Origin of the sequence: Pseudomonas sp. KK4, assembly GCF_001984065.1 — a bacterium.
Classification (GTDB): Bacteria; Pseudomonadota; Gammaproteobacteria; order Pseudomonadales; family Pseudomonadaceae; genus Aquipseudomonas.
The window spans coordinates 1-11,114 of record NZ_LYVP01000143.1; the positions used below are offsets into that span (position 1 = coordinate 1).

Consider the following 11,114-nt stretch of genomic DNA (forward strand, 5'->3'; position numbering starts at 1 on the left):
CGCCTCCACCGCCGCCGAAGCCGCCGCCACCGCCAAAGCCGCCCCCGGAACCACCGGAACCACCCCGGCCGGCGGGCAGGATACCGAGCATCTGGCAAACAAACACCGTCAGGATGAACAACAACACCAAAAACACGAACAGCCCCGGATGGCGTGAGACGAAATCGTCCTCCGGGTCGCCGCCGGACTCATACACCGTCGACGGCTCGTCCAGCGGATTGCCCCCCAGCACCACCAGCATCGCCGCCACGCCGTCGCTGATGCCCTTGCTGTAGTTGCCGGCCTTGAACGCCGGGGTGATCACCTGATTGATGATCACCGAACTCTGGGCGTCGGTCAGGCGATCTTCCAGGCCGTAACCCACCTCGATCCGCAGTTTGCGCTCATCCCGGGCGATGGTCAGCAAGGCACCGTTGTTCTTGTCTTTCTGGCCGATGCCCCAGTAACGGCCCAGTTGATAGCCGAAGTCGGCGATGTCGGTGCCCTGCAGGTCTGGCAACGTCACGACCACCAACTGCTCGCCGGTGGTCTTTTCATGGGCCTGAAGCTGTTGCGTCAGCTGTTCGCGCACGGCCGGCTCGATCATCTGGGCGTTGTCCACCACCCGCCCGGTCAGCTCGGGAAACTTCAAGTCGGCCTGGACCGCCATGGCAAACACCCACAGCCACAGCACCAGGCCCATCTTCATCACGCGCATTGGCAACCCCATCCGTGCACAGCCGTTTCAGAACTTCACTTGCGGTGCTTTTTCCGAGCCTGGGGTGGCCTCGAAGGTCTCGCGAACCGGCAGGTCGCTGTACATCACGCTGTGCCACAGGCGACCGGGGAAGGTGCGGATCTCGGTGTTGTACTTCTGCACCGCGAGGATAAAGTCGCGCCGGGCCACGGCGATGCGGTTTTCCGTGCCTTCGAGCTGCGATTGCAGGGCCAGGAAGTTCTGGTTGGCTTTCAGATCCGGATAGCGCTCGGACACCACCATCAAACGACTCAAGGCCCCGCTGAGCTGATCCTGGGCCTGTTGGTACTGCTTGAGCTTCTCCGGGTTGTCCAGGGTCGAGGCATCGACCTGGATCGAGGTGGCCTTGGCCCGCGCCTCGATCACTGCGGTCAGGGTCTCCTCCTCATGCTTGGCATAGCCCTTGACCGTTTCCACCAGGTTGGGAATCAGATCGGCACGGCGCTGATACTGGTTCTGCACCTGCCCCCACGCGGCCTTGGCCTGCTCGTCCAAGGTCGGGATGTTGTTGATGCCACAGGCGGTCAACAAGGTGGCCAACACCAGCAGCGTGGCGATCTGCAGCCTCGACCGGTAGGACTGTCGTACATTCATCACAGTGATGCTCCCTTCACATTGCATGGAAAAAACAACCGGCAACCTTCTTGGCCGGCTCTTGGGGCATAATCGGCCGCGCCTCTGGATTGCGACGCACTGATGGGCTAAAAAGAGGCCCTGCGCGAAAAAACATCCGTCGTTTGGCTGGCGTTTTTTCAGCCTGCATCCGAACAACAATAGACGCTCCCTAAATTTTGGCTGTCCGGCGTGTGCATCGCCGCTTGGGCCCTTGAGAAAACTATTCATGAAGAAGCTGTGTTTGCTGGGTCTGTTCGTCAGCCTGGCCAGTCATACCGTATTGGCCGCCACGACCCCCGCACCGATTGAAAACAAGGAAGCCTTCGTCAGCCATTTGATGAAGCAGATGACCCTCGATGAAAAAATCGGCCAACTGCGCCTGATCAGCATCGGCCCGGAAATGCCCCGGGAGCTGATCCGCAAGGAGATCGCCGCCGGCAACATCGGCGGCACGTTCAACTCCATCACCCGCCCGGAAAACCGTCCCATGCAGGACGCGGCCATGCGCAGCCGCCTGAAGATCCCGATGTTCTTCGCCTACGACGTGATCCACGGCCACCGCACCATTTTCCCGATCCCGCTGGCCCTGGCCTCGAGCTGGGACATGGACGCCATCGGCCTGTCCGGTCGCATCGCCGCCAAGGAAGCCGCGTCTGACAGCCTCGACATCACCTTCGCGCCGATGGTCGATATCTCCCGCGACCCGCGCTGGGGCCGCACCTCCGAAGGTTTCGGCGAAGACACCTACCTGGTGTCGCGCATTGCCGGGGTGATGGTCAAGGCGTTCCAGGGCACCGGCGCCAATGCCGCCGACAGCATCATGTCCAGCGTCAAGCACTTCGCCCTGTACGGCGCGGTCGAGGGTGGCCGCGACTACAACGTGGTCGACATGAGCCCGGTCAAGATGTACCAGGACTACCTGCCACCCTACCGCGCGGCCATCGACGCCGGTGCCGGCAGCGTGATGGTGGCGCTGAACTCGATCAACGGCATACCGGCCACCGCCAACACCTGGCTGATGAACGACCTGCTGCGCAAGGACTGGGGCTTCAAGGGCCTGGCGGTCAGCGACCACGGGGCGATCTTCGAGCTGATCAAGCACGGCGTGGCGGCTGACGGTCGCGAAGCGGCGAAGCTGGCGATCAAGGCCGGCATCCACATGAGCATGAACGACACCCTGTACGGCAAGGAGCTGCCGGGCCTGTTGAAGTCCGGCGAGATCCAGCAGAGCGACATCGACAACGCCGTGCGTGCGGTATTGGACGCCAAGTACGACATGGGCCTGTTCAAGGACCCGTACCTGCGCATCGGCAAGGCCGAGGATGACCCGGCCGACACCTACGCCGACAGCCGCCTGCACCGCACTGAAGCCCGCGACGTGGCACGCCGCAGCCTGGTGTTGCTCAAGAACCAGAATGAAACCCTGCCGCTGAAGAAAACCGCGAAAATCGCCCTGGTCGGCCCGCTGGCCAAGGCGCCGATCGACATGATGGGCAGCTGGGCCGCCGCCGGTAAGCCGGCACAATCGGTGACCCTGTTCGACGGCATGAGCAATGTGATCGGCGACAAATCGACGCTGATCTACGCCCGTGGCGCCAACATCACCAGCGACAAGAAAGTCCTCGACTACCTGAACTTCCTCAACTTCGATGCCCCGGAAGTGGTCGATGATCCGCGCCCGGCCAATGTGTTGATCGACGAAGCGGTGAAAGCGGCCAAGGATGCCGACGTGGTGGTCGCCGCCGTGGGCGAATCCCGTGGCATGTCCCACGAATCATCGAGCCGCACCGACCTGAACATCCCGGAAAACCAGCGTGAACTGATCCGCGCCCTCAAAGCCACCGGTAAGCCGCTGGTGCTGGTGCTGATGAACGGCCGTCCGCTGTCGCTTCTCGAAGAGAACGCCCAGGCCGATGCGATCCTGGAAACCTGGTTCAGCGGCACCGAAGGCGGCAACGCCATCGCCGACGTGCTGTTCGGCGACTACAACCCGTCGGGCAAACTGCCGATCACCTTCCCACGCTCGGTAGGTCAGATTCCGACCTACTACAACCACCTGAGCATCGGCCGGCCCTTCACCCCGGGCAAGCCGGGCAACTACACCTCGCAGTATTTCGATGACACCACAGGCCCCCTGTTCCCGTTTGGCTATGGCCTGAGCTACACCGACTTCAGCCTGAGCGACATGGCGCTGTCGTCGACCACGCTGAACAAGACCGGCAAGCTCGACGCCAGCGTCACCGTGAAAAACACCGGCAAGCGCGACGGCGAAACCGTGGTGCAGCTGTACATCCAGGACGTCGCCGGCTCGATGATCCGCCCGATCAAAGAGCTGAAGAACTTCCAGAAAGTGCTGCTCAAGGCCCGCGAACAGAAAGTCGTGCACTTCACCATCACCGAGGACGACCTGAAGTTCTACAACGCCCAGCTCAAGTACGCAGCCGAGCCTGGCAAGTTCAACGTGCAGATCGGCCTGGATTCCAGGGACGTGACGCAGCAGAGCTTTGAGTTGCTGTAGTTTTTCGAAGCAACACATCACCACCTGTGGGAGCGGGCTTGCTCGCGAAAGCGGTCTTCCAGTCAACACTTCATTGACTGACAGACCGCCTTCGCGAGCAAGCCCGCTCCCACTTTGTATTGAGGTGTGGCGACTATCCCCGTCTATCCAGCAGATTCACCACCACCCGATCCACCCATCCCCACACCCGCTGCTTGACTCGTCGCCACAACGGCCGGCGTTTCCAGGCCTCCAGGCTCACTTCCTGGCTCAGCGCGAAATCCGTCTCGAAACTCGCCGCCACCGCTCGCGTCAACTCAGGGTCCAGCGCTTCGAGATTGGCCTCTAGGTTGAAGCGCAAATTCCAGTGATCGAAGTTGCATGAGCCAATGCTCACCCAGTCATCGATCAGCACCATCTTCAAATGCAGGAAACACGGCTGGTATTCGAAGATCCTCACCCCAGCCTTGAGCAACCGCGGGTAGTAGCGATGCCCGGCGTAGCGCACCGACGGGTGATCGGTGCGTGGGCCGGTCAGCAGCAGGCGCACATCGACGCCCCGGGCAGCCGCGCGGCGCAGGGAGCGGCGGACTTTCCAGGTGGGCAGGAAGTACGGCGTGGCCAGCCAGATACGCCGCTGACCGCTGTTCAACGCACGAATCAGCGATTGCAGGATGTCCCGGTGCTGGCGGGCGTCGGCGTAGGCCACCCGGCCCATGCCCTCGCCGGTGGACGGTACCCGGGGCAGGCGCGGCAGGCCGAAATGCGAGGCGGGCTTCCAGGCGCGGCGATGGCGGTTGGCGATCCATTGCCGGTCGAACAGCAACTGCCAGTCGAGCACCAAAGGGCCGGTAATTTCCACCATCACTTCATGCCACTCGCTGACGTCTTCGCCGGGGCTCCAGAACTCATCGGTGACGCCGGTGCCGCCGACCACTGCCAGGCGCTGGTCCACCAGCAGCAACTTGCGGTGATCGCGATAGAAATTGCCGACCCAGCGTCGCCAGCTCAGGCGATTGTAGAACCGCAACTCGACCCCGGCGGCTGTCAGGCGCTGGCGCAAGGCCAGGGTAAACGCGAGGCTGCCGTAATCATCGAACAGGCAACGCACCCGCACCCCGCGCTCGGCGGCCTGGACCAATGCCTGCACCATGGCCTCGGCACAGGCGCCCGCCTCCACCAGGTACAACTCCAGTTCGACTTGTTCTTCGGCACGGGCGATGGCCACCAGCATGCGCGGAAAGAACTGCGGGCCGTCGATCAGCAGCTCGAAGCTGTTGCCTTCACGCCATGGAAAAATCGCGCCGGCCATGTCAGCGCGCCGTGAAGATCAGGACGGCACCCACCGGCACCGACAGGCTGATGGCCGACAGCCCGGCGAGCTGGCGCAGGGCTTCCAGGCCAGGGGCCAGGTCGAAGTCTGCAGCATTGATCACCAGCGGCTCCAGGGTGACCACCTGGAAGCGTCGATCATCCAGGCGGGTGGCCAGCAGTTCGGCGTCGTAGGTGTGTTGTTTGCCGTGCAGGTCGACGGTCAGGGGCAGTCGCAACTCCAGTTGCGCGCCGGGGGCCAGGTCGTTGATCGGGCGCAGATCGATGTGCGTAGTGATCAGCGCGTCAGGGAATTTCTCGATTTCGAACAGTTCCTTGCGCATGCGTTCGTCGCGCAACGGGATGCCGCTGTTGATCGAGTCCAGCTCGACCTCCACCTGCGCCAAGCCACTGGGTTCGACCTTGCCGTGCAACACCAGAAAGCGCTGCACTTCGGAGACATTGGCGTTTTTGGTGCTGACGAAGGACAACCGCGAGGACTCGCCATCGAGGTACCAATCGGCCCGGGCCGACAGCGCAGCGCCGCTCAACAGCAACAGGGCGAGGGTGTGAGTGACAGACCGCTTGAACATAGAAACCCGTGGGGCAGAGAAACCTGTGCTGAACCTTAACCGCCCTGACACAGGTTGCAAACTTTCTTCGCCTCAACACCTTCCCTTTGGATGGGATTAGCTGTGGTGAGGGTATTCCTTGTGGTGAGGGGATTTATCCCCGCTGGAGCGCGAAGCACTCCCAAAACCAGACGATACGTTGTATCAGGCAAATTGCACCTTCAAGCATTGGCACTGCTTCGCAGCGCAGCGGGGATAAATCCCCTCACCACGCCCCCCTGCTTCAAGTTTTCACCCGCGGGACTTCATCTAGGCCATCGCCTGCTGCACATGGCCAATGGTCGCCGCCAGACTGTTGAGGTGCAAACTCAAAACCCGCTCCACCGGCGCCTCATCCATCGGCCAGTGCAGGGCCATGCTGCCCACCAGTCGACCATCGGCGTGAATCGGCAGCGCTACCGCGCGTATCAGGAACGGCAAACGCACCGGGTATTCCCAATGGCCCTCGGTGCGCTGGCCAAACCCCTGATGCAACACTTGTTCGGTGGCACTGAACACCGACTCGTCATCGAGCCGTTCACGCTGGGCCAGGCGCTGCACCTCATGGCTTTGAAGTTCACCCAGGCACGCCCGGCCCATGGCGGAATGAAACAGACTGGCATGGTGCCCGACGATCTGGCAGTTGTTCGGATAGCGTTTGCGCAGCACGCCGGGGATCGAGCTTTCCATGACCTCCACCCGTTCGCCGTCGAAGCACGACAGGTCCGCCACCAGCCCGGTGCGTTCGCTCAGCTCCAGCAACAGCGGCGCGGCACGTTCCACCAGGCGCCGCTTGAAGCGCAGCTGGCTGTCGCCAAACAAGCGCTTGGCGCACAGCCGGTATTGCCGGTCACTCAAACCGCGATAGACCCAACCCTGCTCCTGCAAGGTCAGCAACATGCGCGACACCGTAGCCTTGGGCAGGGCCGTCAGGTAATGCAATTGCTCAAGGCCCAGCGCCTGATGCTCGCCCAGCAACTCGACAATTGCCAGGGCGCGCTCCACGGAACGCACGCTGCCGGTTTCTGCCTTGCTGTCCATATAGTCGACCTCCCTTTGCCCGAAATGGATGAACTATAAAGTACAGCAAGTTACGCGCCTGGCAGGCTTGCTCAGGCGTTTTGCAGACAGGCGGGTGGGCGACGCTTGACCCATTGCGTCAGTTGTTCGTGGGCATAAGCCAGTTGCAAAACGGCGCGGTCGGCCTGGGCCCGGCCAATGATTTGCAGGCCCATCGGCAAACCCTGCGGGTTGAAGCCCACCGGCACGTTCATGCTCGGCAAACCGGCCAGGGTCGGGCCGATCACCACTTCCATCCAACGGTGATAGGTGTCCATGGTCTGCCCGCCAACGACGCGCGGCCATGGTGTGCGTGCATCAAAAGGGAACACCTGGGCAGTGGGCAGCAACAGGAAATCGTAACGCTCGAACAACTCGTTCAACGCCCGATACCACTCGCTTCGGCTGACCGACGCTTGATAAACGTCCGCCGCGCTCAGGCCCATGCCCCCCTCGATTTCCCATTGCGCTTCGGGCTTGAGCAAGTCGCGTTTGTGCGGGTCGGCATACAGCGCGCCGAGGCTGCCGTGCACCAGCCAGTGCCGATGCACCAGCCAGGTTTGCCACAGGCGCTCCATGGAAAAATCCGGCCAGCAGGCTTCGACCTTGCAGCCCAGCGCCGCGAAATCCTGCAGCGCCGATTCGCACAGGCTCATCACACCCGGGTCCATTGGCAGGTAACCGTTGTAATCGCCGAGCCAGCCGACGCGCACCTCGCTGAAATCCTGCACCAGCGACTGATGGAACATCTCCGGGTCCTGGGTCAGCGACAATGGCACTCGCGGGTCGTAGCCGGCCTGGGTGCCGAGCAGGCGGGCGACGTCGGTGACGGTGCGGCCCATCGGCCCTTCGGTGGCCAGTTGCTGGACGAACACCTCGGGCGCCGGACCATGGGGCACGCGGCCCAGGGACGGGCGAAAACCGAACACGTTGTTGAACGCCGCCGGGTTGCGCAGCGAGCCCATCATGTCGCTGCCGTCGGCCACCGGCAGCATGCGCAAGGCCAGCGCCACCGCCGCCCCGCCGCTGCTGCCGCCGGCCACCAGCGTCGGGTCGTAAGCGTTGGTGGTGGTGCCGAACAGGGTGTTGTAGCTCTGCGAGCCGAGGCCGAATTCCGGGACATTGCTCTTGCCGATGATGATCGCCCCGGCGTCGCGCACCCGCGCCACACTGATGGCATCGTGGGCCGGCACCTGCTCGGCAAACAGCGGCGAACCCAGGGTGGTGCGCAGACCGGCAGTGGCCGCCAGGTCCTTGATCGCCTGCGGCATGCCGTGCATCCAGCCCCGGGACTGGCCCTGATCCAGTTGACGGTCGCAGGCGTCGGCTTCGTCCAGCAGCTCTTGGTCCGGGCGCAGCGACACCAGTGCATTGACCTGGGGATTGAAGCGCTCGATCTGCGCCAGATAGGCCTGCATCACCTCACGGCAGGACACTTGCCGCGAGTGGATGGCACGGGACAACGCATCGGCGTCCAGTTCAACGATCGGATGGATGCTCAAGATTTCACCTCAAGGTTAAGGGCGACGGATCGCTTTGCCCGCGGCGCCTCCTGCATGCAGTAAGTACCCAACAGCGTCAGCAGGCAAGCGAACAATACATAGAAGGACGGCGCCACCGGCGTGGCCAGGACCTTGCTCAGCCAAGTGACGATCAGCGGCGCGAAACCGCCGAACACCATGACCGCGACGTTGTACGCCACCGAGACCCCGGTGGAGCGCACTTCGATGGGAAACTGCTCGGCCAGCGCCGTCGGTGCCGGGCCGAAGAAGCCGCCGATCGCGCTGCACAACAGCAGTTGCATCACCAGCAAACGCTCCACAGAAGGCGCCGCCGCGACCCACACGTACAGCGGATAGACCATCAGGAAAAACGCCAGGGTGAAGGCCATCAGCACCGGACGGCGACCGAGGCGATCCGACAGCGCGCCGGACAACGGAATCACCACGGTCATCACCGCCACTGCGAGCATCTGCACCAGCAGCACCTGGTCCAGCGGCAGGCCGAGGTTCTTGTGGGCGAAGGTCGGCATGTTCACCAGCACCACGTAGAACGATACCGTGGCGCCACAGGCCAGGCCCATCGACACCAGAATCGCGCGGCGATGTTCGCCGATCACCTGCAGCAGGCTCGGGCTGGCGCCTTTGGCCTGTTTGCGCGCTTCGAGGAACTCCTCCGGCTCCTCCATGTGCTTGCGAATCCACAGGCCCACCGGGCCGATCAGCAAACCGATCATGAAGGGAATGCGCCAGCCCCAGCTGTCCAGCGCCTCGGGCGACAGCAGATGGGTAAACAACGCCACCATCCCCGCCCCGGCGAACACCGCCAGGCATTGCCCGACCAGTTGCCAGGAACCGTACAACCCCTTGCGATGGGCCGGCGCGCTTTCCACCAAAAACGCCGTGGCGCTGGCGTACTCGCCGCCGGTGGCGAAGCCTTGCAGCATCCGCGCGACCACGATCAACAGCGGCGCGCCCATGCCGATGGCGGCGTAGTTCGGCGCGAAGGCGATCAGTGCGATGGACACCGTCATCAGGCGGATGATCATCTGCATCGCTGCCTTGCGGCCTTTGCGGTCCGAATACATGCCCAGCAAAATGCCGCCCACCGGGCGCATGAAGAAGCCGACGCCGAAGGTCGCCAGGGCCATCAGCAATGAAGCGTATTCGTCCTCGGACGGAAAAAACTGCCGGGCGATGATGCTCGCCAGAAAGCCGTAAACGATGAAGTCATACCATTCCAGCGCATTGCCGATGACGGCGGCGACCACCTGCCGGGTACGCGAAACGCCAGTGCTTGAACTGTGCATGGGGAACTCTCCAGAAACCTGTTGGGTGATGCCGGGCGCAACAGAGCGCGCCCGGTCCAGCGGCAGTAGAAAGTGAGGGGGTCAGGCCGGCTTGAGCCAGCTCTCGGTCAGCGCGCCCCAGTACGCGGCGCCGGTCAGGAGGATGTCGTCGTTAAAGTCATAGGCCGGGTTGTGCACCATCGGCCGCGACACGCCATTGCCGATGAACAGGTAGGCGCCGGGGCAGCGCTGCAGCATCCAGGCGAAGTCTTCACTGCCCATCAGTTTGGCGGTGTTGCCGTCCACGGCGTCTGCGCCCAGCAGATCGACGCCGACCTTGCGGGCGAACTCGGTTTCGGCGGCGTGGTTGACCAGCACCGGGTAGGCTGGGCGGTGTTCGATGCGTGAAGTGCAACCGAAACTCTGGGCCTGGGAGTCGATGATGGCGCACACGCGTTCGAGCGTCTGTTCGCGCACTTGGGCATTCAAGGCACGCAGGCTCAAACGCAGGATTGCCTGCTGTGGGATGACGTTGGCCGCCTCCCCAGCCTGCAACGCACCCACCGTTACGACGGCGGCCTGCTGCGCATCGATGTTGCGCGCCACCACGGTTTGCAGGGCCATGACCACACTGGCCGCCGCCACCAGCGGGTCCACCGCCAGATGCGGCATCGAACCGTGGCCGCCGACGCCTTCGATAGTCACCGTCAGCAGGTCCTGGGACGCCATCATCGGCCCTTCGCGAAAGCCCAGGTGCCCGGCCGGCAGGCCTGGCATGTTGTGCATGCCGAACAGCGCATCGCAGGGGAATCGCTCGAGCAAGCCATCGGCGAGCATTGCCTCGGCGCCGCCCTGACCTTCTTCGGCAGGCTGGAAAATCAGGGTCAGGGTGCCGTCGAACTGGCGGGTCGCCGCCAGGTAACGCGCCGCCCCCAGCAGCATGGTGGTGTGGCCGTCGTGGCCGCAGGCGTGCATGCAGCCTTGGTGTTTGCTGCTGTAGGCGGCGCCGGTGTTTTCAATGATCGGCAGCGCATCCATGTCGGCCCGAATCCCGAGCTTGCGCGAACTGCTGCCGTTGCGCAGCACGCCGACCACGCCGGTCTTGCCGATGCCGGTGTGGACCTCGTAGCCCCATTCTTCAAGCGACCGGGCGACCAGCGCCGAAGTACGGTTTTCTTCGAAGCCGAGTTCAGGGTGGGCGTGGATGTCGTGGCGGGTGGCGTGCAGGTCGCTGGCTACGTCGTTGAGCCAGGCGAGGATGTGCTGATACATGGCGGTTGTCCTCGTGCCGGGTGAATTCCCGTTCTTTTTGTTCGCAGTGATTTCGCGACACATCAAAGGCAGGTCGCGCTCAGCGCCAGATAACCGCGAGACGCGCGCGAGGACAATCGAATGTGGTTCCACGGTGTGGAACCTGATGCAAATCCACAGGCCGGTGAAGCTAATGTGGCGAGCGAACTTATGTGGCGAGGGAGCTTGCTCCCGTCCGGCTGCGCA

At 63.2% G+C, this 11,114-nt stretch carries 9 protein-coding genes; 1 reads left to right on the forward strand and 8 read right to left on the reverse strand.

The window, feature by feature from the left end:
* Both B0W55_RS26350 and B0W55_RS26355 read right to left on the reverse strand, forming a co-directional pair.
* On the reverse strand, positions 1-697 hold a 697-nt coding region (locus tag B0W55_RS26350), incomplete at its 3' end, for a YgcG family protein (RefSeq protein ID WP_077048847.1).
* 27 nt (positions 698-724) lie between these two features.
* Positions 725-1,330 carry a LemA family protein gene (locus B0W55_RS26355; RefSeq protein ID WP_077048848.1) on the reverse strand — a complete coding sequence of 202 codons (606 nt, stop codon included), beginning with the start codon at positions 1,328-1,330 and terminating at the stop codon, positions 725-727.
* 247 nt (positions 1,331-1,577) lie between these two features.
* Here B0W55_RS26355 and bglX point away from each other — a divergent pair, with 247 nt between their 5' ends.
* Positions 1,578-3,869 (forward strand): beta-glucosidase BglX, encoded by a 2,292-nt coding sequence (gene bglX, locus B0W55_RS26360; RefSeq protein ID WP_077048849.1) that lies wholly within the window; start codon positions 1,578-1,580, stop codon positions 3,867-3,869.
* A gap of 133 nt (positions 3,870-4,002) precedes the next feature.
* On the opposite strand, the gene B0W55_RS26365 is transcribed toward bglX, so the two are convergent.
* The 6 genes from B0W55_RS26365 to B0W55_RS26390 form a co-directional block, all read right to left on the reverse strand.
* Complete coding sequence (locus B0W55_RS26365) at positions 4,003-5,160, reverse strand: phosphatidylserine/phosphatidylglycerophosphate/cardiolipin synthase family protein (RefSeq protein ID WP_077048850.1); 1,158 nt, start codon at positions 5,158-5,160, stop codon at positions 4,003-4,005.
* A 1-nt stretch (position 5,161) separates the two neighbouring features.
* Positions 5,162-5,752 (reverse strand): YceI family protein, encoded by a 591-nt coding sequence (locus tag B0W55_RS26370; protein WP_077048851.1) that lies wholly within the window; start codon positions 5,750-5,752, stop codon positions 5,162-5,164.
* A 288-nt stretch (positions 5,753-6,040) separates the two neighbouring features.
* Entirely contained in the window at positions 6,041-6,811 is a 771-nt protein-coding gene (locus B0W55_RS26375) for an IclR family transcriptional regulator (RefSeq protein WP_077048852.1), read from the reverse strand.
* 71 nt (positions 6,812-6,882) lie between these two features.
* Complete coding sequence (locus B0W55_RS26380; protein WP_175645570.1) at positions 6,883-8,325, reverse strand: amidase; 1,443 nt, start codon at positions 8,323-8,325, stop codon at positions 6,883-6,885.
* 2 nt (positions 8,326-8,327) lie between these two features.
* Positions 8,328-9,638, reverse strand: a complete 1,311-nt coding sequence (locus B0W55_RS26385) for a citrate-proton symporter (protein ID WP_077048854.1) — start codon at positions 9,636-9,638, stop codon at positions 8,328-8,330.
* Positions 9,639-9,719: 81 nt separating this feature from the next.
* Positions 9,720-10,889 carry a M20 aminoacylase family protein gene (locus tag B0W55_RS26390; RefSeq protein WP_077048855.1) on the reverse strand — a complete coding sequence of 390 codons (1,170 nt, stop codon included), beginning with the start codon at positions 10,887-10,889 and terminating at the stop codon, positions 9,720-9,722.
* Positions 10,890-11,114: the final 225 nt, after the last annotated feature.

Excerpts from the sequence above, each read along its gene's own strand:
- B0W55_RS26355 (WP_077048848.1), bottom strand. The coding sequence starts at position 1,330 with ATGAATGTACGACAGTCCTACCGGTCGAGGCTGCAGATCGCCACGCTG.
- bglX (WP_077048849.1), top strand. The coding sequence starts at position 1,578 with ATGAAGAAGCTGTGTTTGCTGGGTCTGTTCGTCAGCCTGGCCAGTCAT.
- B0W55_RS26365 (WP_077048850.1), bottom strand. The coding sequence starts at position 5,160 with ATGGCCGGCGCGATTTTTCCATGGCGTGAAGGCAACAGCTTCGAGCTG.
- B0W55_RS26370 (WP_077048851.1), bottom strand. The coding sequence starts at position 5,752 with ATGTTCAAGCGGTCTGTCACTCACACCCTCGCCCTGTTGCTGTTGAGC.
- B0W55_RS26375 (WP_077048852.1), bottom strand. The coding sequence starts at position 6,811 with ATGGACAGCAAGGCAGAAACCGGCAGCGTGCGTTCCGTGGAGCGCGCC.
- B0W55_RS26385 (WP_077048854.1), bottom strand. The coding sequence starts at position 9,638 with ATGCACAGTTCAAGCACTGGCGTTTCGCGTACCCGGCAGGTGGTCGCC.
- B0W55_RS26390 (WP_077048855.1), bottom strand. The coding sequence starts at position 10,889 with ATGTATCAGCACATCCTCGCCTGGCTCAACGACGTAGCCAGCGACCTG.